Source organism: Xenorhabdus indica, assembly GCF_014467235.1.
Taxonomy (GTDB): Bacteria; Pseudomonadota; Gammaproteobacteria; order Enterobacterales; family Enterobacteriaceae; genus Xenorhabdus; species Xenorhabdus indica.
On record NZ_NKHP01000033.1, the window covers coordinates 1 to 24584 of the forward strand.

Annotated in this window: 36 protein-coding genes and 1 pseudogene; 27 read left to right on the plus strand and 10 right to left on the minus strand. The window is 49.1% G+C overall.

From position 1 onward, the window contains the following. The 23 genes from Xind_RS20710 to Xind_RS18145 form a co-directional block, all read left to right on the plus strand. The coding region (locus tag Xind_RS20710) for a hypothetical protein (protein ID WP_222941857.1) at positions 1 to 215 on the plus strand (215 nt) is incomplete at its 5' end. After that, positions 137 to 745, plus strand: a complete 609-nt coding sequence (locus Xind_RS18040) for a protein kinase domain-containing protein (RefSeq protein WP_338114369.1) — start codon at positions 137 to 139, stop codon at positions 743 to 745. The genes Xind_RS20710 and Xind_RS18040, both read left to right, overlap by 79 nt. Further along, positions 745 to 1488 (plus strand): PP2C family protein-serine/threonine phosphatase, encoded by a 744-nt coding sequence (locus Xind_RS18045; RefSeq protein WP_187650720.1) that lies wholly within the window; start codon positions 745 to 747, stop codon positions 1486 to 1488. The genes Xind_RS18040 and Xind_RS18045 overlap by 1 nt, the downstream gene beginning before the upstream one ends. 122 nt (positions 1489 to 1610) lie before the next feature. Continuing rightward, positions 1611 to 1961 carry an HNH endonuclease gene (locus Xind_RS18050; RefSeq protein ID WP_187650721.1) on the plus strand — a complete coding sequence of 117 codons (351 nt, stop codon included), beginning with the start codon at positions 1611 to 1613 and terminating at the stop codon, positions 1959 to 1961. A gap of 208 nt (positions 1962 to 2169) precedes the next feature. Then, entirely contained in the window at positions 2170 to 2664 is a 495-nt protein-coding gene (locus Xind_RS18055) for a phage terminase small subunit P27 family (RefSeq protein WP_047685221.1), read from the plus strand. Continuing rightward, complete coding sequence (locus Xind_RS18060) at positions 2661 to 4391, plus strand: terminase large subunit (RefSeq protein WP_187650722.1); 1731 nt, start codon at positions 2661 to 2663, stop codon at positions 4389 to 4391. The genes Xind_RS18055 and Xind_RS18060 overlap by 4 nt, the downstream gene beginning before the upstream one ends. Positions 4392 to 4400: 9 nt before the next feature. Continuing rightward, positions 4401 to 4577, plus strand: a complete 177-nt coding sequence (locus Xind_RS18065) for a hypothetical protein (protein ID WP_187650723.1) — start codon at positions 4401 to 4403, stop codon at positions 4575 to 4577. Beyond that, positions 4577 to 5818, plus strand: coding sequence for a phage portal protein (locus Xind_RS18070; protein WP_187650724.1), 1242 nt, complete (start codon positions 4577 to 4579; stop codon positions 5816 to 5818). The genes Xind_RS18065 and Xind_RS18070 overlap by 1 nt, the downstream gene beginning before the upstream one ends. Then, positions 5796 to 6446, plus strand: a complete 651-nt coding sequence (locus tag Xind_RS18075; protein ID WP_047685477.1) for an HK97 family phage prohead protease — start codon at positions 5796 to 5798, stop codon at positions 6444 to 6446. The genes Xind_RS18070 and Xind_RS18075 overlap by 23 nt, the downstream gene beginning before the upstream one ends. Positions 6447 to 6458: 12 nt before the next feature. Further along, positions 6459 to 7670 carry a phage major capsid protein gene (locus Xind_RS18080; RefSeq protein ID WP_047685438.1) on the plus strand — a complete coding sequence of 404 codons (1212 nt, stop codon included), beginning with the start codon at positions 6459 to 6461 and terminating at the stop codon, positions 7668 to 7670. A gap of 15 nt (positions 7671 to 7685) precedes the next feature. Beyond that, the gene (locus Xind_RS18085; protein ID WP_047685441.1) at positions 7686 to 7988 is read left to right on the plus strand and encodes a head-tail connector protein; all 303 of its coding nucleotides are present in this window, start codon (positions 7686 to 7688) and stop codon (positions 7986 to 7988) included. Between the two features lie 12 nt (positions 7989 to 8000). Continuing rightward, on the plus strand, positions 8001 to 8321 hold the full coding sequence (locus tag Xind_RS18090) for a phage head closure protein (RefSeq protein WP_187650725.1): 321 nt from the start codon (positions 8001 to 8003) through the stop codon (positions 8319 to 8321). 58 nt (positions 8322 to 8379) lie between these two features. Next, a complete protein-coding gene (locus Xind_RS18095; protein ID WP_338114368.1) occupies positions 8380 to 8703 on the plus strand; it encodes a hypothetical protein in 324 nt (107 codons plus the stop codon). Then, entirely contained in the window at positions 8700 to 9104 is a 405-nt protein-coding gene (locus Xind_RS18100; RefSeq protein ID WP_047685448.1) for an HK97-gp10 family putative phage morphogenesis protein, read from the plus strand. Before Xind_RS18095 ends, Xind_RS18100 begins: the two co-directional genes overlap by 4 nt. A gap of 16 nt (positions 9105 to 9120) precedes the next feature. Further along, entirely contained in the window at positions 9121 to 9585 is a 465-nt protein-coding gene (locus Xind_RS18105) for a phage tail protein (RefSeq protein WP_187650726.1), read from the plus strand. Beyond that, on the plus strand, positions 9582 to 9929 hold the full coding sequence (locus Xind_RS18110) for a phage tail protein (protein ID WP_047685451.1): 348 nt from the start codon (positions 9582 to 9584) through the stop codon (positions 9927 to 9929). Before Xind_RS18105 ends, Xind_RS18110 begins: the two co-directional genes overlap by 4 nt. A gap of 77 nt (positions 9930 to 10006) precedes the next feature. Continuing rightward, complete coding sequence (locus Xind_RS18115; protein ID WP_231571572.1) at positions 10007 to 10153, plus strand: hypothetical protein; 147 nt, start codon at positions 10007 to 10009, stop codon at positions 10151 to 10153. Positions 10154 to 10156: 3 nt separating this feature from the next. Further along, on the plus strand, positions 10157 to 13498 hold the full coding sequence (locus Xind_RS18120; RefSeq protein WP_187650727.1) for a phage tail tape measure protein: 3342 nt from the start codon (positions 10157 to 10159) through the stop codon (positions 13496 to 13498). Next, complete coding sequence (locus Xind_RS18125; protein WP_052189775.1) at positions 13498 to 13830, plus strand: phage tail protein; 333 nt, start codon at positions 13498 to 13500, stop codon at positions 13828 to 13830. The genes Xind_RS18120 and Xind_RS18125 overlap by 1 nt, the downstream gene beginning before the upstream one ends. Before the next feature lie 11 nt (positions 13831 to 13841). Then, on the plus strand, positions 13842 to 14579 hold the full coding sequence (locus Xind_RS18130; RefSeq protein WP_047685458.1) for a phage minor tail protein L: 738 nt from the start codon (positions 13842 to 13844) through the stop codon (positions 14577 to 14579). A 2-nt stretch (positions 14580 to 14581) separates the two neighbouring features. Next, positions 14582 to 15328 carry a C40 family peptidase gene (locus Xind_RS18135; RefSeq protein WP_156115426.1) on the plus strand — a complete coding sequence of 249 codons (747 nt, stop codon included), beginning with the start codon at positions 14582 to 14584 and terminating at the stop codon, positions 15326 to 15328. Next, entirely contained in the window at positions 15325 to 15900 is a 576-nt protein-coding gene (locus Xind_RS18140) for a tail assembly protein (RefSeq protein WP_187650728.1), read from the plus strand. Before Xind_RS18135 ends, Xind_RS18140 begins: the two co-directional genes overlap by 4 nt. Positions 15901 to 15917: 17 nt before the next feature. Further along, entirely contained in the window at positions 15918 to 18551 is a 2634-nt protein-coding gene (locus tag Xind_RS18145) for a TipJ family phage tail tip protein (RefSeq protein WP_187650729.1), read from the plus strand. Between the two features lie 30 nt (positions 18552 to 18581). Here the strand turns inward: Xind_RS18145 and Xind_RS18150 are convergent, their stop codons facing one another. Together Xind_RS18150 and Xind_RS18155 are read right to left on the minus strand one after the other, a co-directional pair. Continuing rightward, on the minus strand, positions 18582 to 19007 hold the full coding sequence (locus tag Xind_RS18150; protein WP_222941858.1) for a type II toxin-antitoxin system VapC family toxin: 426 nt from the start codon (positions 19005 to 19007) through the stop codon (positions 18582 to 18584). Then, positions 19007 to 19261, minus strand: coding sequence for a type II toxin-antitoxin system Phd/YefM family antitoxin (locus tag Xind_RS18155; protein WP_187650731.1), 255 nt, complete (start codon positions 19259 to 19261; stop codon positions 19007 to 19009). Before Xind_RS18155 ends, Xind_RS18150 begins: the two co-directional genes overlap by 1 nt. A gap of 346 nt (positions 19262 to 19607) precedes the next feature. Here Xind_RS18155 and Xind_RS18160 point away from each other — a divergent pair, with 346 nt between their 5' ends. The 4 genes from Xind_RS18160 (at position 19608) to Xind_RS18175 (ending at position 21094) form a co-directional block, all read left to right on the plus strand. After that, positions 19608 to 19937: a SymE family type I addiction module toxin gene (locus Xind_RS18160; RefSeq protein WP_187650732.1), complete on the plus strand. Its 330-nt coding sequence runs from the start codon at positions 19608 to 19610 to the stop codon at positions 19935 to 19937. A 138-nt stretch (positions 19938 to 20075) separates the two neighbouring features. Further along, complete coding sequence (locus tag Xind_RS18165; protein ID WP_187650733.1) at positions 20076 to 20420, plus strand: SymE family type I addiction module toxin; 345 nt, start codon at positions 20076 to 20078, stop codon at positions 20418 to 20420. A 91-nt stretch (positions 20421 to 20511) separates the two neighbouring features. After that, a complete protein-coding gene (locus tag Xind_RS18170) occupies positions 20512 to 20808 on the plus strand; it encodes a type II toxin-antitoxin system RelE/ParE family toxin (protein WP_187650734.1) in 297 nt (98 codons plus the stop codon). A gap of 1 nt (position 20809) precedes the next feature. Beyond that, positions 20810 to 21094, plus strand: a complete 285-nt coding sequence (locus Xind_RS18175; RefSeq protein ID WP_187650735.1) for an addiction module antidote protein — start codon at positions 20810 to 20812, stop codon at positions 21092 to 21094. A gap of 110 nt (positions 21095 to 21204) precedes the next feature. Here the strand turns inward: Xind_RS18175 and Xind_RS18180 are convergent, their stop codons facing one another. The 8 genes and pseudogenes from Xind_RS18180 to Xind_RS18210 all read right to left on the minus strand — a co-directional run. Continuing rightward, positions 21205 to 21588, minus strand: a complete 384-nt coding sequence (locus tag Xind_RS18180; protein ID WP_187650736.1) for a transposase — start codon at positions 21586 to 21588, stop codon at positions 21205 to 21207. Between the two features lie 205 nt (positions 21589 to 21793). Beyond that, positions 21794 to 21955 (minus strand): hypothetical protein, encoded by a 162-nt coding sequence (locus Xind_RS21880; protein WP_246432609.1) that lies wholly within the window; start codon positions 21953 to 21955, stop codon positions 21794 to 21796. Positions 21956 to 22018: 63 nt separating this feature from the next. Further along, on the minus strand, positions 22019 to 22288 hold the full coding sequence (locus tag Xind_RS18190; protein WP_187650737.1) for a hypothetical protein: 270 nt from the start codon (positions 22286 to 22288) through the stop codon (positions 22019 to 22021). Positions 22289 to 22607: 319 nt separating this feature from the next. Beyond that, positions 22608 to 22889, minus strand: coding sequence for a DUF6966 domain-containing protein (locus Xind_RS18195; protein ID WP_187650738.1), 282 nt, complete (start codon positions 22887 to 22889; stop codon positions 22608 to 22610). Beyond that, a complete protein-coding gene (locus Xind_RS18200) occupies positions 22886 to 23407 on the minus strand; it encodes a hypothetical protein (RefSeq protein WP_246432610.1) in 522 nt (173 codons plus the stop codon). Before Xind_RS18200 ends, Xind_RS18195 begins: the two co-directional genes overlap by 4 nt. A gap of 3 nt (positions 23408 to 23410) precedes the next feature. Then, positions 23411 to 23461, minus strand: a pseudogene (locus Xind_RS24655) (hypothetical protein); the annotation flags it as partial. 124 nt (positions 23462 to 23585) lie between these two features. After that, the gene (locus tag Xind_RS18205) at positions 23586 to 23993 is read right to left on the minus strand and encodes a hypothetical protein (protein WP_187650739.1); all 408 of its coding nucleotides are present in this window, start codon (positions 23991 to 23993) and stop codon (positions 23586 to 23588) included. Beyond that, positions 23990 to 24584, minus strand: a 595-nt coding sequence (locus Xind_RS18210; RefSeq protein ID WP_276511101.1) for a scabin-related ADP-ribosyltransferase, incomplete at its 5' end; no start/stop codon positions are given. The genes Xind_RS18210 and Xind_RS18205, both read right to left, overlap by 4 nt.

Here is a 24584-nt window from a genome sequence, read left to right on the forward strand (position 1 = left end):
TCAGTCCTTCTTTTTGCTTTTTTGTTTGTGGAAAATCAAAATTCGCAAAAATTGGACTGAGTTTCTTTGATACTCCTACCATTTTGAAAAGGCATTTAGAAAAACATTATATATCACTGATGAAAGGTTACTTGAAATTTTTACACTTGATGAGTGGAAGCGTAGGTTTCAAAGAGAAGCTGAGTATCAAGCTTCTTGTTGTCATTCAAATGTAGCTCCCATATATATTCATTATTTATCTGCCAATAACCCTTGGTTTATCACGGACCTTGCAGATAACGACTTGGGAAACGAACTTGGCAAAGGGAGACTTCAAATAGATGAGAAAGTAAAAATTATCAAAATGATACTTAATGGAATTAAGTACATGCACGAAATAAAAAGATACTTACACCGTGATTTAAAGCCAGCAAATATCCTTAAATTTCCAGATGGTATCTACAAAGTTTCTGACTTTGGTCTGGTTAAAAATGCAAATAAAGAAGCGGAATCTGAGGTACTAACGAATATTGCGGTCAAGATGGGAACCGAAGGTTACATGGCACCTGAGGCTCAAAAAGGATTTTATGATGAAAAAGTAGATATCTTTGCTCTTGGTGTGATTATCAATGAATTTGAGATCAGCCAATTGAAAGGGATGGATGATTTTATTCACAAAAGCACAGCCCATAAGCCAGCAATGAGATATAATTCAGTCACCGATATGCTAATAGATTTTGATAAAATCACTCAGGGGAATAACTAATGATTACCTTATTGAACTGCGGCCTATTCTCGTTGGGAAAAAGTGCTACGCTGGGTAATCAAGACTCCGTTATGTCACCTAAGATGACTAGTGATGGGTATATTATGGCTGTAGCTGATGGTGTCGGGTCGTATGAAGGAGCGCGTGAAGCCTCTCAAATTACCATAAAATACCTATCAAATAGTGCCATTGATGAAGATGGTTTAAATATTGGCGAAGTGTTGTCTGCAATAAAAAAGGATATATCCAAGCTTTCTGAAAGTCATGTTAATTTCCATAGAGCTGCGACAACTCTGACATTCTGTTGTATCAATCAGGATGGTTTGCATATAGGGCATGTTGGAGATACAAGAATTTACGTAAGAAAAGGAAAGAAGCTTGTTCAGTTATCAACAGATCATACTCAACATCAAGAACTGATTAATGAGGGATTATTCACAAAGAAAGAACTGAAAGGTATGAAAGGGAAAAATACCCTGACGTCTGCTCTTTCGAAAGTCATTAATCTAAAATATCAGGAACTTCATTACTCTCTATCTGAGCTTGTTGATTATGAAGGTGTATTGGATTTATATATTATGTCTGATGGAGCGCACTATTTCTGGGAAAAACGACCAAGGTTTTCAGATAATACTCTGCGCAATCCAGTTAGATTTGCTTCCAGCTTACAAAAACGGATTGAAAAAGCCACGCCGATTGACGATTACTCATTAGTAGCTGCCAGTTTTAAGGTTTCATATTAATAACATTTATGCCTCATTCGAGAGGTTACTTTGTCCTTACTTGACACTCCATTAAATAGTTACAGAAATCCCTAAGCCATCAGCTAACGCAGGTGGCTTTTCTTTTTGTTGGAAGCCAGAACATGCCACCCCGTATCCCCCGGGCTTGCCGCAAGCCAGGCTGCCCGAAGACCACCACCGACCGCAGCGGCTACTGTACTGCCCATATTCATACAGGCTGGCAGTACCACCAACAGGGCAAGAACCGACATGAGCGAGGTTATGGCAGCCAATGGGATAAGTTACGCGCCAGAGTCAAGCAACGTGACAGGCACCTGTGCCAGCAATGCTTACGTGAGGGAAGGGCTATCACAGGGACAACGGTTGACCATATTAAGCCAAAGGCACACGGTGGCACCGATGAACTATCAAATTTGCAATTATTGTGCTGGTCTTGCCATAAACGTAAGACAGCCACGGAGAGACTGCATTGAGGCAGAGATACCCCTCTTTTCTTTAATTTCAAGATATAACCCTGTCAGATGAGAGAGTTACACAAGGGGAGGGGAGGTCAAATCCCTGCCACTCTCACCCTTAAGGACCGCCGCCTTGGGTCTTTTTTTATACCCGCGAAAAATGAAATTTAAATCGGGTGTCTTTTTATCCCTCTTTCACTGTTTTTGAGCCTGGGAGGTGCTGCGTATGGCGGGAACGGCGGGCAAATCCGGTCGTCGCCCCAAACCGACGGCACGCAAAGCACTGGCCGGTAATCCGGGCAAGCGCAAGCTGAATCGGGATGAACCGACTTTTACTCCGTTGACGAGTGTTTCACCGCCGGACTGGTTTGCTGAATGTGAAATGTCGCTGGCAGAGGTGATGTGGGAGCTGACCAGCAAGGAGTTATGCGCCCAAGGATTACTGTGCGTGACTGACCTTGCGGTGCTCGAACGCTGGTGTGTAGCGTATCAGTTCTGGCGCAACGCGGTGATAAATATCGCCCGGCAGGGCAATACCGTGACCGGTGCAACCGGCGGCCCGATTAAAAACCCGGAGCTGACTGCCAAAAAAGAGCAACAGTCTGAAATGGATATCACCGGTTCGATGTTGGGACTCGATCCGAGCAGTCGTCAGCGCCTAATTGGGGCGGCGGGGCAGGCCAAAACGGACAATCCGTTTATGAGGATGATTGCATCATGAGCCGCAAATCCTACCTGAATGTCAATGCGGCGAATCAGTACGCTCGTGATGTGGTGCGCAATAAAATTGAAGCTGGTCGTTATGTCAGGGAAGCCTGTCAGCGACATCTGGATAATCTGGCTCAGGAAAAGAGCAAGCTGTTCAAATACCGGTTTGATAAGGATCTAGCGGAGCAGGCGGCGAAATTTATTCAACTATTGCCGCACACCAAAGGTGAATGGGCCTTTAAACGGATGCCGATCACACTGGAGCCGTGGCAGTTATTTATTGTCTGCTCGGCCTTTGGCTGGGTGCATAAAGGCAGTCGGTTACGCCGCTTTCGGGAAGTGTATACCGAAATTCCCCGTAAAAATGGCAAGTCTGCGATTTCTGCCGGGGTGGCTCTCTATTGTTTTACCTGCGATGACGAATTCGGTGCGGAAGTCTATTCCGGCGCGACCACGGAGAAGCAGGCGTGGGAAGTGTTTCGACCTGCGCGATTGATGTGCAAGCGCACGCCGCTGTTGACCGAGGCGTTCGGCATTGAAGTGAATGCTGCCAATATGAATCGCCCGGCAGATGGTGCCCGGTTTGAGCCGCTGATCGGCAATCCCGGAGACGGTCAGTCACCCAGTTGTGCGATTGTGGATGAATACCATGAGCATGATAGCGACGATTTGTATACCACGATGCTGACAGGAATGGGCGCACGACGTCAGCCGCTGATGTGGGCGATCACCACGGCAGGTTACAACATTGAAGGACCGTGTTATGACAAGCGGCGCGAAGTGATTGATATGCTGTCCGGCAATGTACCTAACGAAGAGTTGTTCGGCGTAGTCTATACCGTGGACGAAGGCGATGACTGGACCTCACCGGCAGTGTTACGCAAAGCCAACCCTAATATGGGTGTGTCGGTGTATGCGGATTTTCTGCTCAGTCAGCAACAACGCGCTATCAATAATCCGCGGCTCGCCAGTGTGTTTAAAACCAAGCACCTGAATATCTGGGTCTCGGCGCGGGAGGCTTACTTCAATATGGTGAGCTGGAAGCAATGCGAAGATACCTCACTGACATTAGCGCAGTTTGAGGGGCAACCCTGTTTTCTGGCCTTTGACCTTGCCCGCAAGCTGGACATGAACAGCATGGCGAGGCTCTTTGTCCGTGAGATTGATGGCAAGCGGCATTTCTACAGTATCGCCCCACGTTTCTGGGTGCCGTATGACACGGTTTACAGTGTGGAGCAGAACGAAAATCGTCGCAGTGCCGAGCGTTTTCAGAAATGGGTGGAAATGGATCTGCTGACCGTGACGGAAGGGGCAGAGGTTGATTACCGCTATATTCTCGAAGAAGCTAAACTGGCTTGTCACCTGAATCCGGTTAATGAAACTCCAATTGACCCTTTTGGCGCCACTGGTTTATCGCATGCACTGGCGGATGAGGGCATTAATCCCATCATCATTAGCCAGAATTTCACGCACCTGAGCGATCCGATGAAAGAGCTGGAGGCGGCGATCCAATCCGGGCGTTTTCATCATGACGGTAACCTCATTATGTCCTGGTGTATCGGCAATGTGGTGGGGAAAACGATGGGTGGCAATGATGACATTGTGCGCCCGATTAAAGAGCATAAAGACAGCAAAATTGACGGCGCAGTCGCGCTGATTATGGCGATGGGCCGGGCGATTTTGCACGAAGCCCCCAGCCTCTCCGATCACTTGATCTCCCACGGAGTTCGTTCACTCTGAGATTTTTTCATGAAATTATTAATGATTGCTGCTCCGCTGGTCGGGCTGGCAGGTGGTGTTCTGCTGTCTTATGGCGCGTGGCTGCTGTTGCCGGCTGCCGGGTTTATGGTGGCAGGCAGCCTGTGTCTTGGCTGGTCATATTGGGTTTCACGCATGTTGAGTCAGACAACGGATAAGGAGGCCTGATGTTTTTTCCCGGATTGTTTCGTAAATCCGCCGAACCCATGATCACCCGTGATTTAAGTGAACTGATTGGATTGTCGTATGACACCTACAGCGGGCGGCAGGTCAGTCCGCAGTTAGCCATGCAGCTCACTGCGGTGTTCAGTTGTGTGCGGGTGTTGGCGGAATCGGTCGGCATGTTGCCCTGTGCGCTGTATGAGCAACTGGAGCGCGGCAATCAGCGCGCCGTCAAAGAACGGTTGAATAAACTACTGTCAGTCAAACCCAACAACTATATGACGCCGCAGGAGTTCTGGGAGTTGCTGATTGCCTGCCTGTGCCTGCGCGGGAATTTCTATGCCTACAAAGTGAAAGCACTCGGGGAAGTGGTGGAATTGTTACCCCTCGATCCGGGCTGTGTGGTCGCCAAACTGAACAAGGACTGGCAGCCGGACTATCAGGTGACCTTCCCGAACGGCGAGAACCGGAGGCTGACGCAGGATGAACTCTGGCATGTGCGCATTTTTACGCTGGATGGCCTGACCGGATTAAGCCCGATCACCTATGCCCGGCAGGCTATCGGGCTGGGGCTGGCCACCGAAGAGCACGGTTCCCGGTTGTTCGGTAACGGCGCTGTCACCAGTGGCGTACTGCAAACCGATCAGGCATTGAAAGATGAGGCTTATCAACGTCTGAAGACGGATTTTGAAGCGCGCCATCAGGGGCTGGTCAACGCCCATAAGCCGATGATTTTAGAAATGGGGCTGAAATGGCATCAAATCAGTTTATCGGCTGAGGATGCACAGTTTCTGGAAACCCGCAAATTTCAGCTGGAGGAAATCTGCCGCATCTTCCGGGTGCCGTTGCATATGGTGCAGAACACCGACCGTGCCACCTTTAACAACATCGAGAATCTGGGGATCGGGTTTATTAATTACTCGCTGGTGCCTTACCTCACCCGCATTGAACAGCGTATCAATGCCGGGCTGGTCAACACTGCTAAACAGGGGCGATTCTACGCCAAATTTAATACTGGTGCTCTGTTGCGTGGCGATATGAAATCCCGCTTTGAAGCCTACGCCACCGGTATTAACTGGGGCATTTATGCGCCGAATGAATGCCGGGAGCTGGAAGAACTGAATCCTCGCGAGGGCGGTGATATTTATCTGACGCCGATGAATATGACGACCAACCCGGAGAATGCGACCAAACAATCCCAAACGGAGGAAAGACCTCATGCCGATGATCACCAAACAACGGCTTGATATGCCCCTGAAAATCAAGTCGGTCAGCGATGCCGGCGAGTTTGAGGGCTATGGCTCGGTGTTCGGACTCAAAGACAGTGCCGACGACATTGTTTTACCCGGTGCGTTTGCCAAGACGCTGAAACACTGGGGTGAAAAAGGCGGCCTGCCTGCGTTGCTCTGGCAGCACCGCATGGATGAACCCATCGGGATTTATACCGACATGAAAGAAGACGAGACCGGGCTGTATCTCAAAGGGCGATTGCTGATTGAGGCTGATCCGCTGGCAAAACGGGCGCACGCCCATATGAAAGCGGGTTCACTCTCCGGTCTGTCCATCGGCTACACCCTGAAAGACGGGGAATATGACCGGACAAAACAGGCGTTTTTACTGAAAGAGCTCGATTTATGGGAAGTCAGTCTGGTGACCTTTCCCGCCAACGAGGATGCCCGGGTGAGCAACGTCAAATCGGCCTTTGCCCGGGGGGATATCCCTAATCCCCGCCGTATTGAACGGGTTCTGCGCGATGTTGGACTCTCCCATACTCAGGCTAACGCGTTTATGGCGGAGGGCTACAGTGCCTTGTCTTTACGTGATGCGGAAACCATGTCGGCATTGACTGCCCTGAAATCATTACATTTTAACTAACCGGAGTGTTTTATGCCGATTGAAGTGAAAGACGTACAACAGGTTGCGCAGGAAATTCAGCAGCGTTTCGATGAGTTTAAACAGAAGAACGATCAGCGTATCGAGGCCATTGAGGCTCAGAAAGGCAAGTTGTCCGAGCAGGTGGATACCCTGAATGGCAAACTCAGTGAGCTGGATTTGCTGAAAACCGCGCTGGAAGCAGAGCTGACGGCGCTGAAACGCCCGGCGGGTGGCAGCAGTGCACCGGCTGTCAGTGAGCATAAAGCGGCATTTTCCCAGTTTATCCGCAAGGGAAAAGAAGACGGGCTGGCAGAGTTGGAGCAAAAAGCGATGCAGACCACAGTCTATCCGGATGGCGGCTATGCCGTACCGGAGGAACTGGATCGCAATATCATCAGCGCCCTGAAAGAGGAAGTGGTGATGCGCACCGAGTGCAATGTGGTTTCGGTTGGCAACCCGAACTTCAAGCGACTGATCAATCAGGGTGGCGTGAACAGCGGCTGGGTAGGTGAAACCGATGAGCGCCCGGAAACGAAAACGCCCAAACTGACGCCGATCGAACCGACGTGGGGCGAGATTTATGGTAACCCGGCAGCGACCCAGACTATGCTGGATGATGCGTTTTTCAATGTGGACGCCTTTATCTCGTCGGAACTGACGCAGGAATTTGCCGAGCAGGAAGAAAGCGCGTTTACCCACGGTGACGGCAAAAACAAACCGAAAGGCTTACTGGCCTACGGCAGTGATGCGCAGGAAGACAAAGCCCGAAAATGGGGCACATTGCAACACTTGTTGCTGAAAAAGCCGACCGAAGTTACCGCCGATGAAATTATGCAGTTGATCTACACCCTGCGTAAACCGTACCGCACCGGCGCGAAATTTATGATGAACAACAATCTGCTGTTTCAGGTCCGCACCTTAAAAGACAGTCAGGGCAATTACCTGTGGCAGCCGGGCCTGCAACTGGGGCAACCTTCTGCACTGCTGGGCTACGGTATTGCCGAGAATGAACAGTTTGCCGATTTGGAAGCAGGGGGCGTGCCGGTGGCATTCGGTAACTTCAAACGCTGCTACACCATTTTGGATCGTCTTGGTGTGCGTATGTTGCGTGATCCGTACACCCATAAACCGTTTATTCACTTTTACACCACCAAACGGGTGGGTTCCCTGCTGGTGGACAGCAACGCGGTGAAATTGCTGAAAGCCGCAGAAGGGAAGGCATAATTATCAGGAGAATACATGCCTTTTCCTCCCCTTAAGCTGCTGCGGCAGCAATGTCGCATTGATAGCGATAATCACGCCGAAGATGACTTACTCGATACCTATTCCCGCGCCGCCATCAAACGCGCGGAGAGTTACCTGAATCGCCGTTTATATGAGGATGCCGTACCGGATACCGATCCTGATGGTCTGTTGGTCACGGAAGATATCACGCTGGCAATTATGCTGACGGTGGGATTCTGGTACGACAATCGGGATGCCCAGTCACTGCCGCTGGGCTTTCAGGCATTGCTGGAACCCTACCGTTTTATTCCTTTATAGGAGGACTGCGCCATGAAAGCGGGAGAATTGCGCCATCGCATCCGGTTACTTCGCCCGGTTATCCATCGGGACGAACTGGGTTCAGAAACGGTCAGCCACAGTGATGTTGCTACCGTTTGGGCAAAAGTCGAAGCGGTATCCAACCGCAAGATCCGTACTGCCGGGCAACAGCAGGTGATCGAGGTACAGCAATTTACCGTCAGACCCCGTACAGATATTGCACCGGGCTGGCTGATTGAACATCAGACACGGCGGTTCACGGTGCGTGCTGTTGACCGTAATCGTGCTGACCGCACGATAATAACCACCGAGGCCGATGGACATCATGATTGAACCTGAACTGAAAGCCGATTTAGAACGGTTAACAAACCTGCCGGTTTACCCGCTGATCTTGCCGTCGACGGTATTAGAGGGCGTGACTTATCAGCGCATCAGCGATCCCCGCTTGACGGTCGGGCTGGTGGATTCGTTATTAATTGAAGCCCGTTTCCAAATCAGCATTATGGTGCTGAACGATTACACCCAAGCGCTGCGACTGGAAGCAAAAATTCGTTCTGCGTGGGAAGCCGTGCAGCATGGCCTGCTTGGTCGTTATCCGGTGCAAACCGTTTCACGCGGGATGTTGCAGCAAGAGGCAGAAGAGTTGACCGAAAACCGCAAGCGTTACCGTATCACACGGGACTTTATCATCACTTACACGGAGAAGTTGGCATGATTACGGCACACACAACGGGATGGGCCTCGCTGGGGCGTCAATTGCAGGCACTGGATACCGCTCTTCAGACCGACATCATGCGAAAAGCCGGTAAAAAGGCGATGCAGATTGTACAGGAAGATATGCAGGCCCATGCCGGTTACGACAAGCACAGTCACACCGCGCATTTGCGGGACAATATTCACATTCGCACGACAAAATCGACGAAATATTCGGGCGGCGTGATGATCACGGTTGGCCCGGCGAAAGCCCACCGAATAAAAGCCCTGGCGCAGGAAATGGGGACGGTCAAACAGGTAGCGAGACCGTTTATCCGTCCGGCGCTGGATTACAACAAAACCGCTGTTATCAAGGTGCTCACACAGGAAATTCGTGATGCACTGGCCGATTACAGCCAATAAGACAGGAGTTAATTTTATGGCAACCTCCTCACCGGAATATGCCGTCTTGCCGGCAGGGACCTTGGTCAAGTTCGGCAAACCCGGCGACAGCGTGGCGCAGATGAAACCCCTCATCAATTGCAAAGCACTGGGGGCCACGGGACTGACGGGCAGTTTTGTCGATTGCACCACCTTGGTGGATACGAATAAACAGTTTATCTCTGATATGCCGGAAGGCCCGGAAAAATCCCTCGGCTTTATCGATGACCCGACGAACGTAGATTTTGTCTCTTTCCTGAATGCGGCGGAACAGCACGAAACGGTGCAGTTTTATCTTGCTCTGCCGAATCAACGTACCGCCACGATGATACTGGCGCTGTCCGGCTGGGAAATGAACGACATTAACGCGCCGGCGAGTGAAGTGATTCAAATCACCGTCAAAGGCAAACAAAACAACCTTGTCTGGGGTATCGCGGACAAGAAAACAGGAGTGACCCAATGAACGCATTGAAAGCGGCTTTACTCACCCCGCGCCCGCAGATTAAAGCGGTTGAACTGTTTGGCATTAACGTTAATCTGCGCCGAATGACCGCGCTGGAACTCTTAGATGTGGAAGAAAAAGCCGAAAAATTCAGTGAAGCGGGAGATGGGCGTGAAGCCTCCCGCCTGAATATCCAGATGGTGTTGGATTGTCTGGTGGATGACAAAGGTAAACCGATCCCGGCGAATGACCTGCCCACAGCAGAAGAATTGATGGCTATCCATGATAACGCCACCTTGATTGACGCTATTCAGACCGTAAAACGCCATTCCATAGGTACGCTGGAGGAGGCCGAAAAAAACTAACCCGCTCGCCGTGGCTGCATTTTGCGTTCAACTTAGCTGAACAGCTCGGCGAAATCGACCCTTATCGCATCCTGTCCTTGCCTGCGTCCACACTCAATGAGTGGCAGGCGTACTATCGGCTGAAAAATCGCAAATCCCCTGACAGTGTGCCTGTCGTTCCTGCATCAGTTCCCCGTGTTACGGTGAAAGCGCAGTGTGATGCCGTGATGAAATTATTAGGTTAATTTATGGCTAATTTATCTACGTTGACGGTCGGCTTGCTGGTTAACGCTACTTCGTTTAAATCCCACATTAGGGATGCCTACCGTTATGCCGGGCAGGAATCACAACTCTTTACCGATAAGTCAGCAGCAGATGCCAAAAAGCTGAAACAGACTTACAGTTCGCTGGCGTCACACATCAAATTTGTGTCCGGGCAACTGGCATTACTGGCAGGCACGGGCTTTTCACTGAATACGATTATCTCCCATACCCGTCAATACGGACAGGCGCTGTCTGATCTGTCCGCCATTACCGGCGCAACAGGCGAGCAATTAAAGAAACTGGATGAAAATGCCCAACGGATCGGGCGTACCACGGAGTTTGGCGCCACCCGGATTGCGGATGCCTTCAAGTTGATGGCCTCAGCCAAACCAGAATTGTTGAACAGCACGGAGGCGTTGACATTAGCAACCGAAAAAGCGGTGATACTGGCGCAGGCATCCGGCATTGATCTGCCTGATGCCACCCGTGCACTGGCATTATCGCTCAACCAGTTCGGGGCGAGTGCCGCACAGGCTGACCGTTTTGTTAACGTACTGGCAGCCGGGGCGAAATACGGGGCTTCCGAAATTAACGAAACGGCGCAGGCGATTAAAAATGGGGGAACGGTCGCAGCACAGTCGGGGATCAGCTTTGAGGAGCTGGGTGCTGCTATTCAGATACTGGCAGAGCGGGGCATCAAAGGCGGCGAGGCAGGCACGGCGATTCGTAACGTGATATTGGCACTGGAACGCTCCACTGATAAGAATCTGAAACCCTCGGTCGTAGGGCTGTCGTCGGCACTGGAATATTTAGCCGGCAAAAACCTCTCGACTGCACAGGCAGTAAAATTATTCGGTCGGGCGAATGTCAGTGCCGCGTCAAATCTGGTCACCGGGCGGGAAAAACTGGAAGCACTGACCCAAGCCCTGACCGGGACGCAGGTCGCTTATGAGCAAGCCAGTGCACGGGCGAATAACCTCGGTGCTGATTTGGATGTGCTGACCCACGCCTTTGAAGGGATGGCGGTGAAAATCGGGCAAAGTGCCGATGGTCCATTACGTACTGGCGTGCAGGGAGCAACCACGGCGATTAATGCGCTGTCCGAGAATTTTAATTGGGTGGCCAGTGTGGCATTGCATACGCTCATTCCGGTGGTCGCCACCAAGCTGACCGTGGGATTGCGTGAAAATATGACAGCATGGCGATCCACCGAAAAAACGGCTCGAGATGCGGCAAAACAGCAGGCTGAAACCGCCAAACGCACCCTTGAACAGACCAATGCCACGCTGCGTTCAACAGAAGTTCAGGGCAGGCACATTCAATATCTGGAAAGAACTAATCGTTTGCACGGCCTTTCCATCAATTATTCGAAAGAAAAAAGCACCCTGATCCGGCAGGAAACCGAAGCCCTTAAATTGCAAACACAGGCAACAGGACAACTTGAAGCAGCTAACCGTCGGCTGTCTTATTCCTATCGGGCATTATCTGCCGCTGGAGGATTTGCCCGTGGCGCGCTTGCCATGATGGGTGGGCCATTTGGTGCAGCCATGCTGGCGGGTTCTGCTCTGTATGGGTTATATAACGCCAGCGTCCAAGCCAGAGAGGGATTAAGGCACTTAAAGGATGAAACCGTTGAAACCGTGGCTGAACTGCAACGGCTTTCCCGAATAAAGGTGGAAGTCGAGCTGGATAAGACTGACGATGATCTCAACCAGCTGAAAGCCGAACTCAGGCAGGTTGATAGCCAACTGGAACGGTATTCTCAAACCCGCATTAAGCACTTAGAAAATCGTCAAAAAGGGTTCTTACGCTTTTTTTATGAAGACCCTAAAGAAGTTGAAAAGCAAGGTCGGGCCTTACTCAGTCGACGAGAAGATATCCTCAAAGGGATAGAAAAGAAAACCGCCAGAAAGAAAAACCTACAGGCAACCTCGGCCGCCGGTCTCTTTGACCAGCCCTCGCCGGAGCCGTCAAACTCCACGGAGCACGGCACAAGAAATCCATGGACAGGTCAGGATCTCACGAACGAGGATAAACAAGGTAAACAATCGCTTCATCTCTACCAGCAGTTACGCAAGGAGATTGAGCAGACCCATGCCACCAGCCTGGATCGCATCCGGCTCAGCGAAAAAGAGATGCAAGGTAAAATCCAAGACGTCGGCAAATCGGGTATCGCTTCGGACAGTGAGCTTCAACGTTTAAAAACCCTCAATGCTGAAAATCACCAAAAACAGCGGCTGGAACTGGCAGAAAAATATTCCCCGGCAGCCGCATTGCTCCGGCAGGAAAGAGATGCCAGCGCAGAACTGAAAGCGCTGTACAGCGAACGGTTATTGACCGAACAGGAATATCTGTCCGCCAGTAAAATGCTGTATCAAATGTCGGTGAAAGACAAATTAGCGGAACAGGCAAAACAAATTTCGGCTCCGCGTCTGGATATGGCTGGGGAGGTTGATCCGGTTGTGCAACTGCAAAATCAGCTTACCGAACAAACGGCACTTTACGATACCTATTACCGCAATGGCCTTATCAGTAAAGAACGTCATGAACAGTTAATGACCGCCGCTGCTTATCGTGCCAAAGAGGCACAATGGGCTGCCGCCAAGGATTTATACGCCTCACAGGGGGATTTCCAGAAAATGCAGATGAACCTGCTGGATGTGGTCGAGCAACGCACGGGTAACGCCTTAACCGGCATGTTGACGGGAACAAAATCCTTTTCGGAATCGATGCGGGAATTATCCGCATCATTGGCGCAATCCATCATTCAGGATTTAGTTCGCATTGCGGTGCAGGCACTGCTCACCAAAGCGATCTCCGGTTTCTTTGGTGGCGCGATGGGTAACATGGGCGCCAGTGCATTATCCTCAGCCGGAGGCAGGCTATCTTCAATCGGTTCTGGCACTACAATAACCCCGGATGTCTGGAAAAGCCCGATCCCCCTGCCTAATGCCAAAGGCGGTGTTTATCAATCGGCAGATTTAAGTCAGTACAGCGGGCAGGTGGTCAGCCAACCGACCCTGTTTGCGTTTGCCAAAGGGGGCGGGGTGATGGGAGAAGCCGGACCGGAAGCGATTTTACCCTTAAAACGGGGGACTGGCGGTAAGCTGGGCGTTCAGGCCATCGGCAGTACGGGTAACCAAACCTTTAACTCCGTTCATATCGTGATCCACTCTGAGGGCACTCACGACACGAAAACCTCGCGTGGTGCAGAATCTGCGGGGCAGGATATCGCGAAATACGTCGATCAGCGTTTCAAATTTTTACTGCATAAAAGTCTCAGCCAGGGAGGGGAACTCAGTGCGGCGATTAAAGGAGGCCGATGATGATAAAAACCTTTGATTTTCCGGCCAGAGTGGGGGCGAGTGGCGAGTTTGAGCCGATTGTACGCGCTGTCCAGTTTGGAGATGGCTATAAACAAACTTCAGGCGATGGGATCAACACGCAGCGCGAAAGCTGGCCGTTGTCTTTTGTCGGGGCACGGTCTGACATCCAGCCGATTATCGCTTTTCTGCGTGAGCATCAGGGCTGGCGCTCATTCAAATGGCGTAATCCGTTATCGGAACTGGGGCTGTATCAGGCGGGAAAATTCACTGTTCAGGCCCATGGCACTTATTTCATCCTCTCCGTGACCTTCACTCGTATTTATCATCCGTAAGCGATTTCATTATGACTATCAATACCACACTCCAACGGCTTGAGCCGGGGAGTAAAATTGTCTTATTTACTGTCGATGGCTCGGCATTTGGTGGGCCAATCTTGTTCTTTCATCATCACCCGATCCCGTATACCGAGTCCGAACTGGAAAATAGCGTTTCTGTATCGGTGAAGTCCCTTTGGTGGCAGGGCATCGAATACAAACCGTGGCCCGTCAGTATCGAAGGATTGGAAGTAACCGGCGATGGGCGGGCGGTCACACCCACCCTTAATGTGGCCAATCTGGATGGCACGCTCAGTGCCTTGTGTCTGGCGTATCAAAACATGGTACAGGCGCGGGTCACAATCCGCCTGACTTTTGCCCATTATCTGGATGCGCGTAATTTCCCTGACGGCAATCCGCAAGCCGACCCGACGCAGGAAAAAATCGATGTTTTCTACATCGACAGCAAGACTCAGGAAGATAACGAAACTATCCAGTTTTCCCTCTCTTCCCCCGCCGATTTACAGGGGATTAAAATCCCGACCCGGCAAATTCACAGCCTGTGTACATGGTGCATCCGTGGGCAGTATCGCCAGTCACCGTGTGGCTATACCGACTCCCGTTATTTTACTGAACGGGGCAAGCCGACCGATGATCCGGCCTCGGATGCCTGTGGAGGATTAATGAGCGACTGTAAAAAACGCTTTGGTGATGCAGAACAATTGCCGTTTGGCGGGTTTCCCGGCTCCGCGTTGTTAAGGCGGTAACCATGACGATACTGCGAAAAGCCACGACCCGCGCCATCATGGCACACGCCCAAGCGGCTTATCCGCATGAATGTTGCGGGCTGGTTATTCAACATCGCTGTCGGCAGCGTTATGTGCCCTGTCGCAATACTGCACCATCACCCTCGGAACAGTTCCGTATTCATCCAGCGGATTATGCGGCAGCCGAAGATAACGGTGCGATTGTTGCCATTGTCCACAGTCACCCCGACGCGACGACACAACCGAGCCAGCTCGATATCGCCCAGTGTGACCTGTCACAACTCCCGTGGGTGATTGTTTCGTGGCCGGAAGGCGATAGCCGTACTCTGATGCCTCTGGCTGGCATTAGGCCCTTAATCGGTCGCCCGTTCGTGCACGGTATCTGGGATTGTTACGCTATCGTGCGTGACTGGTACAAACTGGAGCGGACGGTTGAACTGCCGGATTTTGAACGCACTGATGGCTGGTGGAGTCGGGGCGAAAATCTGTATATGAAACAGTATGCCGCGGCCGGATTTATTGCGTGTTGGGGTGAATTACAAACAGGGGATGTGATCATTATGCAGGTGCAGGCCAATGAACCCAATCATGCTGGGGTTTATCTGGGTAACGGCCTGATGTTGCACCATCTGTACGGGCAGCTCAGTAAGCGGGAGCCCTACCATGGCTACTGGCAGGAACGCACCATCATCACCTTACGTCACTCATCCGCGTCGGCGGATTTTTTGTTGAAGGGAGTCACATCATGAACACATTACGAACCGTGCGGCTTTACGGTGTGCTCGGTACCCGCTTCGGGCGAGTGCATCAACTGGCGGTTTCTACCCCGCAGGAAGCGATCCGGGCGCTGTCTGTGCTGGTTGACGGCTTTGAACGCTTTTTATTGACCGCCAAAGAACAGGGGCTGACTTTTGCTGTGTTTAACGGAAAACGCAATATCAGTCGGGAAGAACTGGTGTTTTCCGGGCAGGACGATATCCGCATTGCCCCGATGATTATCGGCAGCAAAAACGCCGGTGTTTTCCAGACCATTCTGGGCGCGGTGATGGTGGTGGCCGGGGCATTTTTGTGGGCGACGCCGTTTGGTGCACCGATGGTCATGTCCGGGGTGGGCATGATGCTGGGTGGCGTGGTGCAAATGCTCTCGCCGATGCCGGGCGGGCTGGCCCGGCGCGAAGATCCCGATAACAAACCGTCCTATGCGTTCGGGGGACCGGTGAATACCGTTGCACAGGGCAATCCGGTACCCATCGGTTATGGCCGACGCCGTATTGGCGGGGCCATTATTTCAGCGGGTATCTATGCGGAAGACCAACAATAGCAGGCAGAGGATGAAAGATGGAAAAGCAGCCCATACAAGGGAACAAAGGTGGCAGACAGCAGCCGCGTACCCCGGTGGAAGCACCGGATTCCCTGCAATCGACTTCCTACACCAAAATTCTCCTTGCCCTCGGTGAAGGGGAATTTGCGGGCGAGCTGGATGGCCGGCGTATTTTTCTGGATAACACGCCGCTTATCGGCGCTGACGGTACGCCCAATTTTGAAGGGGTCAAATGGGAATTTCGTCCCGGCACACCCCATCAGGCGTATATCCCCGGTATGCCAGCGGTCGAAAATGCCCGCACCGTCAGTGCTGAACTGGTCAGTACGTGGGTGACGACGGTCACCAATATTCAGTTATCAGCAGTTCGCCTGCGGTTATCGTGGCCCCAGTTGCAACAGCAAAAAGACAATGGCGACACGGTGGGCTATCGCATTGAATATGCCATTGACCTCGCCACCGATGGCGGGGCTTTTAAGGAAATCCTGAAAACCGCCGTTGATGGCAAAACCACTACGAAATACGAACGTTCCCACCGGGTGGATTTACCTGCCGCTCATTCGGGCTGGCAGGTGCGCCTTCGACGGCTGACGCCAAAACAGACCAGCAACCGGATCGCCGATGCGATGGTGGTGGAAGCCATTACCGAGGTGATCGACGCCAAATTAAGTTATCCTGAAACGGCTCTGTTATTTGTTCAGTTTGATGCCAAACAGTTTCGCAACATCCCGCAAATCACCTGCGAACCCAAGATGCGTATCATCCGTGTGCCCGCCAATTATGACCCGGCACGTCGCCGTTATTACGGTAGCTGGGATGGCACCTTCCAATGGGCATGGAGCGACAACCCGGCCTGGGTGCTGTATGACCTGATGATCAATGACCGGTTCAGTATTGGCTCTCGGGTGAAAACGGAGAACCTGACGCAGGCAAAATGGGATCTGTATAGCATCGCACAATATTGCGATCAGACGGTGCCGGATGGTGAAGGCGGTGAAGAGCCTCGGTTTACCTGCAATGTTTATATTCAGTCACAAGAAGATGCCTGGGCGGTGTTGCGTGACATTGCGGGGATTTTTCGGGGAATGACGTTTTGGGCCAATAACAACATGAATGTGTTGGCGGATATGCCCCGTGACAGGGATTATCTCTTTACGGGGGCCAATGTGCGTGACGGAAAATTCACCTATGCCAGTGCCAGCGAGAAAACCCATTACTCCACGGCCATGGTGAGCTGGTCCGATCCGCAGAACGGCTATCAGGATGCGATTGAACCGGTGTTTGAACACCGCCTGATACGCCGCTATGGTATCCGGCAGGCCGACATCACGGCCATCGGTTGTACCCGCCAGAGTGAAGCTATCCGGCGTGGCAAATGGGTATTGCACACCAACGAACACGACCGAACCGTCACTTTTACTGTCGGGCTGGAGGGGCGTATCCCCTTACCGGGTTACCTTATCGGCATATCGGATAATCTGCTGTCAGGGCCGGGTCGGAGCGGGCGTATTCAGGCCGTGCCAAGGCGATATATGCTCACGTTGGATCGGGTGCCATCGGCAAAAGCGGGAGACTGGCTGGTCGTCAACCTGCCTTCCGGTAAAACAGAAAAGGATCTCATTACCGCGATCAACGGGCAGGAGGTCTCCGTGAGTAGCGGTGGCTATGCCTATGCAGATATTCCTGAGGTGGGTGCCGTCTGGGCCATTGAATCCCGCTATAGCGTGGAGCAACCCTTCAGGGTGATGGGGATCAAAGCGGGAGAGGACGGTGTCTCGTTTGACATTACGGCAGTTGAGCATGACCCTGACAAATATGCGCTTATCGACAGAAACATCCGCATTGACGAACGTCCCGTTACCATTCTTCCGCCTAGTGTTCAGCCGGCACCGAAGCATGTCCTTATCGACAGTGATACTGCGATCAATCAGGGCATTATCACCACCACGTTGCAGATCACATGGGACGCCGCCGACAGTGCCGTGGCCTATGAAGTCGAATGGCGCAAAGACAACGGCAACTGGATAACCGCTCCCCGGACGACCGCCCGGCGTCTTGAAGTACCGAACGTCGATGACGGATGCTATCAGGCGCGGGTCAGGGCGACGAATGCCGCCGCCATATCCAGTATCTGGGTGAACACGCAGGATACCTTGCTGGGAAGCCGCAAAGGGACGCCATCGGCACCGCAGTCTCTCCGCACTACGTCGCTGCTTTTTGGTATCCGGCTGGACTGGGACTTTGCCAACCCGACGGTTATTCTGCTGAAAACGGAAATTTGCTACAACAAAAGCGGCGAGGATGACGGTACGCTGCAGTTTGCCGATATTGCCTATCCGCAACGCACCTACACGTTGCAGGGGCTGGCAGCGGGGGAGAAACTCTACTTTCGGGCACGGCTGGTGGACAAATCGGGTAACGCCTCGGCATGGACGTCACTGGTCAGCGGTGCAGCGTCCAATGATACCGGCTGGATAGTGGAGGCCAGTCAGGATCATTTTCTGGACGCAGAAACCGGGCGGCGCTTACAGGAGCAACTCAATGAGCAGGCCCGAGCCGACGTGCGTCACAAGCAGTCTATTGCGGAAAACGCGCAGGCCATTGAGAGACTGCATGACATGCTGAAGGAGCTTAAGCGACGCATACAGTAACTCGATAACGACAGTTTTCGACTCTCATTATTATGGATTTGATTCCCACGGATTGAGGATGGTTACCCCTGTAGACTGAAAATCGGCTACGTTACGCGTGACGACCGTCATACCATGCACAAGTGCCGTCGCCGCAATCAGCGCATCACGCTCGCTGCATCTGTCGGGTACGTGCAACCGGGCGCAGCGTTGTGCTACGGCTGTATCGACGGGCAAGGTTCGTTCGGAGAACTCCGGCAAAACATGTTGCTCCAGCCATGCCCGCAGTATGACCCCTTGTGCGGCGTCCTTACGCTCAATCAATAAAATGCCAAGCTCTAACTCCATGATGGTGATGGCGGATACAAAGAGGTCGGCGGCATCGACATTTTCAGCCCATGCCGCCACGTTTGGATCCGCCTTTCCAGCCCGAATTTTTCGTAGTTCGGACACCACGTTGGTATCGAGTACGTACATCATGAAAAATCAGCCGGACGGATACCGATAGTGACGCGTGGCGGCTCAAACTCAATATCCGCAACGCCCGGCATCGCCAGTGCATCGGCAATATTACGATGCTGCTTGGTCAGCAGCCGGTATTCCTCGATACTCAACAGCACATGAGCCGGTTTGCCGCGATCAGTGATGAATACGGGGCCGTTCTTGGTTGCTTTCTTCGCGCGGGTAACGTCCTGGTTCAGTTCCCGGCTGGAGAGGGTTGTGATGGTCATGGCAGCACCTCCTACTTTAATTCGCTATATAGGTACATTACTACAAGGTGAATAATGGTGCAAATTGTGTTCACTTTTCCATTGTTCTAAATGACGGCGGGTAACATGCCTGCTAGGTTTATTTCTCTCTGGATATTGGGCATGCGTTTACTATCCCAAGTCGATAGTTAATAGAAATGGAATACATCCGCAGTCATTATTTTGCGAGCCGCTTTGCAAAGGTCATTTTTGTCAGTGGTATGTTATTTGGGTGGGGGATAGAGTGGCGGTGAAAATTTAGACGCGGCTTTACCGTGGCGGAACACGATAAAACCGCTAACCACAAAAACTACAGGAGATAGTTATTATGGCTGACATGCATTCTACTGCAGGTACCCGCATTTACAAAATTTCCCAACCGGAACGTTATCAGAAAGTGGTTTATCGCCCCAAGGGAGTGAACCGCACGACTCCGGCCATCAACTTAAGTGGAAAATGGCTACTGGAAGCCGGTTTCTCCATTAACGATCCGTTAAAAATCAGAGTGATGCCAGGTTGTTTGATTATCGCCACCCAAAATTTTCATGAATTGTGGCACTGCTTAAAAAGCCTGAATGAAGGCGAATGGGATGATATCGCTGTGGCACGCTGGCTGCGGCAATTCCCCGGAAAATTAAATAAAAAGCTGCCTGGATAAACTCATAGTGTCATTTTTTCCAATTAAAACATGATATTGAACGATCCTGTGAGAGTTATACTTTGCACTGAAATGGCAGAAATTTTCTTTTGCGAAGCTGCTCGCATTTTATTTTATTCATCAACAGAGAAGGAACTGATGGAGCTTAAATTTTCTACTGAAGACGCTGAAAAACCGGAATGTGTGTTAACTGGTGACGATATGCAACAGATGGGCTTTACACCCAATGCCCTGTTTCATATCCAGCAATATAACAACGGGCTTATGTTGACGTTAGCGAAACCGGATGATGATCCGGCTACCCTGTTCCACGCCGTGGAAGATGATCCGAAGCAGGGCATCGATTGGGTACGTGACAATGGCGAGCTGTATCTGGCGGGCGACTGGTTAACGGAAACCGGTTTGCTGGATAAGCCCGTTCAAATTGCTTTCGGCTACGGCAAGATTATGCTGATAACAGAATCTGACCTGATACCTGCCTGAACCGTAGAGTACTTTCTTATTGCTAATTACACTGATGTGTTAACTGTAGTTGACACATCATATCATTTATATACAATGATAAGGAGTCAGCATGATAACCATTGAAAGGACTCACGATTTTGAAAAATGGTTAAAATCCTTAAAAGACAGAACAGCCAAAGCCAAGATCTTAATCCGGGTTGAAAGAATGGAAGAGGGAAATTTTGGCGATGTTGAACCTGTGGGAAACGGCGTTTCGGAACTCAGAATACATTACGGGTCAGGTTATCGTGTCTACTTTACTCATAAAAATAATAAAATCATTTTATTACTCTGTGGTGGAGATAAAAACAGCCAGCAGGCAGATATAAAGAAAGCAAAACAACTCGCGAAAGAATGGGGATTTTAAAATGAAAACAGCGCCAAAAAAATTCGATGTTGTGGAGTTTTTAGAAACAGAAGAAGATATTCAGGCATACTTAAATGCCGCTATCGAAGAGAACGATACAAAATATTTATTTAAAGCATTAGGCAACATTGCCAGAATAAAAAATATCAGCCAAATTTCTAAAGAATCAGGAATAAGCCGGGAAGGAATATATAAGGCGTTATCCGGCGAAGGCAACCCTTCGTTTAATACGGTATACAAAATATCAAAAGCACTGGGTTTGAAACTGCATTTTACTGGGGCTTAATCAACCCATTATTCAATATAATAAGCTGTTGAAAGGAAACATCTTCCTTACATGTCTCTATTGATAAATTACATCATTACGATGTAATTTATCTTTTTAAGTAATGGCATTCAATAAACAAACCGCGAAGTGTGGTTATTGTTTTCCTCCTCAATCAACTCTTTCATAATTGAGCAGAAACTGAGGTTTTCAGGTACATAAACAATGCTGTTATATTCATTAGGTTTCAATTCCATTGAAAACATGTCATTACCATTTTCCAACAATCGGAGCCTATCCATTTTTTCAAATTGGGAAAGGAGAAGATCATCCGCTGTTTTTATGATCATCTTCTCTACATAGGATTTTCCTTTAGCTGAACCATTATAATAAATTTCACGTATTGGTTGATATTCTTCGGGAAAATTATCATTCAATGGACCCAGTAAATAGCTACGTATCTCTTCTCTTTTTTTTATCATCTTGTCATAAACATATTGATATACCGTTATCATATTATTCCTTTTTGATGGTTGGCTAATTCAGTTCTATGGCAGTGACCAAAATTAAGTTATCACATAAGAACAATAAAGCGGGAAGAACATGGGGATCTTTCCGGTTTTGCTTTAATTAATTATATGATTTATATAATTTTTTATTTTATCCAATGCTTCATTGGCTTTAACTCGCTCATTAAAATCATCTCGCCAGATAAAATATTCAGCAAAACCACCATAGCTTCTGAACATAGGAACTATAAGCATGACGGGCATCTTCAGTAGCAGATTTTGCATCGTTCGTGCCTCCATAAGCAGGTGGTGTCAGTAACGCAATAATATTCTCAATGCTCTTTATCCAACTTCCTCCACCGTTATCATGCATAATTTTCCATAGTGAAAAGAGAAGGGGTCTCAGTTTTTCTGCTAATTCAATAAAATTCATGGGTTAGTTCTTTTTTATTTTTTGGTAATAATAAGCAACATCAATCAATGTTGATATAATCCCATTTTCATCAGGCCAATCCATAATAAATCTTGGATATGATGGCTTGTAAACTTGAGGATTCATGATCCTTATCATTTCCTCTAACTCTTTTTTTACCTGAGTTAATGCACCAATAGATAATGGTGCATTCTTTCCACATTGATGTAGTTCAATTGCATCCTGAACCAATTGAAGAGAATCAGTCAAAAACGTTTTACCTGAAGTTTTCATTTTATTAGAGATCCATATTTCCATGGCCCAAGTACAAACATTTGCTCTGCATCGTCAGTATACTGAAGGCCGTCGGGTTTGATATTGGTGGCACGCTGACGGTTAAAATCATGGACGGCTGTTTAGTGCTAATCCCTGGTAGCGATGACACTCGCAAAATTAAGCAATAGTACCAGCGTCAGCAATACCAGCTCAGTGACATTAAACTGCGGATGCGTGAGCTGATTGGCGACTACAACAGCAACTAAGAGCAGGGATTGAGCTGCTCTTAAAAAGAAGAAGGCCGGAAGATCACGGAGATCATTCCGGCTTTTTACATCTAACCTATTCGTTTATATGGTGAGCATAATTCATATAACTCTTTTCTTAACGCATCTAGCTTATTATTTTCATGTGTTAATGGTTTACCATTTTTACTAAGTACTAGATCATTCAATGAGCCCATACCACCAAAAAGTGCTTTTATATCAATAATAGTTCTATCAGATTCTATATTTATTCGATAGCGTAATTTATCAATATAGCGAGCCCAACTAGTTTCCATATTTTGATCTAATAGAGTTGACATTTCGCTTAGAACTTTTTCTATTTCCTGTGTCATTTTAACACCCCTTGTTCTATTACTTTCATACCCTTTACATCCCAAGATGCTGTTATGACTATTTGTTCTGTACCGCCGAGATAGAAACCTTTTTGAACACCGACTTCACCCACATATACTTTCGTCCCTTTGGGAACAGTGAATTTATATACGGTATCTAATGGTGATTCGCCACCATTTGGCCACTTAGGTAAAACAGCTTTGTCTATCCTTGTTTGAATAACACTTTGTGGCTTATCTAGGCTAAAGAATCGTCCGAATTCATTAGTTGAAACTCCCGCCCGATACATCTCGGTGTCACGGCCTAATATGACTTCCTTATACCTTCCGCCTGCAAAAGTTTCAGCTAGTCCATCATCTAATGGTCTAGGTTTAACCGCAGAATAGTGTCCTGTAACTTCACCCAGATCATCGCTAGGACGTTTAGTTTTAACATCACCTTTGTTACCAACTCCACCTGCCAGACCAAACGGATCAACCCACTTTGCCGGATTATGCACATATCCGTAAGGATTCACACCTCCCGAAAGCCCTATGGGGTCAGGAGAGATATATTGCCCAGTCTCCGGCAGGCAATCCCGAAAGCGATTATAGCATAGCCCATTTTCCTCATTCTCATACTACTCCATAAAAAGAACAAAGCCGGAAGATCACGGCGATCTTTCCGGCTTAATCTAAGCTCATAAAGCAGTTATTTTATCGTAGCGATTCAAACCATTGAAGATGGAATTTACCTTGATCTTCTGGGGTGTAATCAACATCTTTATCTTCAAAATCAAATATATGAACCATATTTTCAGGTAAACCATGCTGACCTAATGTAGTCTCATAAGCCACTTTTCCTAATCCCATATCTCTCTGCATTGCAGATGGAAACACATTTATTTTTGCTCCTTTGCAAAGAAAAATTATATCTTTTAATTGGTTTCTCAAATCTATAAAGCATGAAAAATAATCGGTATCATTTGATTCTGCTAACTGATTATTATTATGAAATATTTTCAAACAACAATCTCTATTAGGAGAGGTGATCAGGTGCAATTCAGCTTCTTCCATTTTTCCATTTATTATTATTTTGATTTTTCTTTTATCAATGCCTGTCATTTTCCATACCTCTTTGGATTTAAAATTGTATAGTCCCACATTTCACCATCGGCATTAATTGGTCTTGCGCCTAATATATTTTCAGATTTAACCCCACCGGGTATTGCAATTTCTGCTTCTCCAGGATACGGCGATTTTGAACCTAGTACCTTGTTTACATCTATACCATTATTAGTTTTCATGGTGTACACATACCCGCTTTGGCTTCCATAATTTGTTGCAAAACCAATAGTTTTACTCGGATCAGTAGTAGTGCTTATAAAATTACTTGGAGGATTTTTATTATCTAATGCGTGCAGATACAAATCATTGCTTGGTCCTCGTGTTTCAAATCCTTTTTCAAAAATTTCAGTGAAACTTCGTGTATCTCCGCGATACGTTATAAGGGAATCACCTTTATTCCCAACCCCACCTGCCAGACCGTAAGGGTCAACCCATTTCACCGGATTATGCACATACGAATACGGATTCAACCCGCCCGCCAGCCCTAGAGGGTCAGGCGAGATATACTGCCCCGTTTCGTTACTGTAATATCTAAAGCGATTATAACAAAACCCGGATTCCTCATCGAAATACTGGCCTAAAAACCGG

Coding starts and splice junctions, on each gene's coding strand:
- Xind_RS18045 (WP_187650720.1), top strand. CDS start 745: ATGATTACCTTATTGAACTGCGGCCTATTCTCGTTGGGAAAAAGTGCT.
- Xind_RS18050 (WP_187650721.1), top strand. CDS start 1,611: ATGCCACCCCGTATCCCCCGGGCTTGCCGCAAGCCAGGCTGCCCGAAG.
- Xind_RS18055 (WP_047685221.1), top strand. CDS start 2,170: ATGGCGGGAACGGCGGGCAAATCCGGTCGTCGCCCCAAACCGACGGCA.
- Xind_RS18060 (WP_187650722.1), top strand. CDS start 2,661: ATGAGCCGCAAATCCTACCTGAATGTCAATGCGGCGAATCAGTACGCT.
- Xind_RS18065 (WP_187650723.1), top strand. CDS start 4,401: ATGAAATTATTAATGATTGCTGCTCCGCTGGTCGGGCTGGCAGGTGGT.
- Xind_RS18070 (WP_187650724.1), top strand. CDS start 4,577: ATGTTTTTTCCCGGATTGTTTCGTAAATCCGCCGAACCCATGATCACC.
- Xind_RS18075 (WP_047685477.1), top strand. CDS start 5,796: ATGATCACCAAACAACGGCTTGATATGCCCCTGAAAATCAAGTCGGTC.
- Xind_RS18080 (WP_047685438.1), top strand. CDS start 6,459: ATGCCGATTGAAGTGAAAGACGTACAACAGGTTGCGCAGGAAATTCAG.
- Xind_RS18085 (WP_047685441.1), top strand. CDS start 7,686: ATGCCTTTTCCTCCCCTTAAGCTGCTGCGGCAGCAATGTCGCATTGAT.
- Xind_RS18090 (WP_187650725.1), top strand. CDS start 8,001: ATGAAAGCGGGAGAATTGCGCCATCGCATCCGGTTACTTCGCCCGGTT.
- Xind_RS18100 (WP_047685448.1), top strand. CDS start 8,700: ATGATTACGGCACACACAACGGGATGGGCCTCGCTGGGGCGTCAATTG.
- Xind_RS18105 (WP_187650726.1), top strand. CDS start 9,121: ATGGCAACCTCCTCACCGGAATATGCCGTCTTGCCGGCAGGGACCTTG.
- Xind_RS18110 (WP_047685451.1), top strand. CDS start 9,582: ATGAACGCATTGAAAGCGGCTTTACTCACCCCGCGCCCGCAGATTAAA.
- Xind_RS18120 (WP_187650727.1), top strand. CDS start 10,157: ATGGCTAATTTATCTACGTTGACGGTCGGCTTGCTGGTTAACGCTACT.
- Xind_RS18125 (WP_052189775.1), top strand. CDS start 13,498: ATGATAAAAACCTTTGATTTTCCGGCCAGAGTGGGGGCGAGTGGCGAG.
- Xind_RS18130 (WP_047685458.1), top strand. CDS start 13,842: ATGACTATCAATACCACACTCCAACGGCTTGAGCCGGGGAGTAAAATT.
- Xind_RS18135 (WP_156115426.1), top strand. CDS start 14,582: ATGACGATACTGCGAAAAGCCACGACCCGCGCCATCATGGCACACGCC.
- Xind_RS18140 (WP_187650728.1), top strand. CDS start 15,325: ATGAACACATTACGAACCGTGCGGCTTTACGGTGTGCTCGGTACCCGC.
- Xind_RS18145 (WP_187650729.1), top strand. CDS start 15,918: ATGGAAAAGCAGCCCATACAAGGGAACAAAGGTGGCAGACAGCAGCCG.
- Xind_RS18150 (WP_222941858.1), bottom strand. CDS start 19,007: ATGTACGTACTCGATACCAACGTGGTGTCCGAACTACGAAAAATTCGG.
- Xind_RS18155 (WP_187650731.1), bottom strand. CDS start 19,261: ATGACCATCACAACCCTCTCCAGCCGGGAACTGAACCAGGACGTTACC.
- Xind_RS18160 (WP_187650732.1), top strand. CDS start 19,608: ATGGCTGACATGCATTCTACTGCAGGTACCCGCATTTACAAAATTTCC.
- Xind_RS18165 (WP_187650733.1), top strand. CDS start 20,076: ATGGAGCTTAAATTTTCTACTGAAGACGCTGAAAAACCGGAATGTGTG.
- Xind_RS18170 (WP_187650734.1), top strand. CDS start 20,512: ATGATAACCATTGAAAGGACTCACGATTTTGAAAAATGGTTAAAATCC.
- Xind_RS18175 (WP_187650735.1), top strand. CDS start 20,810: ATGAAAACAGCGCCAAAAAAATTCGATGTTGTGGAGTTTTTAGAAACA.
- Xind_RS18180 (WP_187650736.1), bottom strand. CDS start 21,588: ATGATAACGGTATATCAATATGTTTATGACAAGATGATAAAAAAAAGA.
- Xind_RS21880 (WP_246432609.1), bottom strand. CDS start 21,955: ATGCATGATAACGGTGGAGGAAGTTGGATAAAGAGCATTGAGAATATT.
- Xind_RS18190 (WP_187650737.1), bottom strand. CDS start 22,288: ATGAAAACTTCAGGTAAAACGTTTTTGACTGATTCTCTTCAATTGGTT.
- Xind_RS18195 (WP_187650738.1), bottom strand. CDS start 22,889: ATGACACAGGAAATAGAAAAAGTTCTAAGCGAAATGTCAACTCTATTA.
- Xind_RS18205 (WP_187650739.1), bottom strand. CDS start 23,993: ATGACAGGCATTGATAAAAGAAAAATCAAAATAATAATAAATGGAAAA.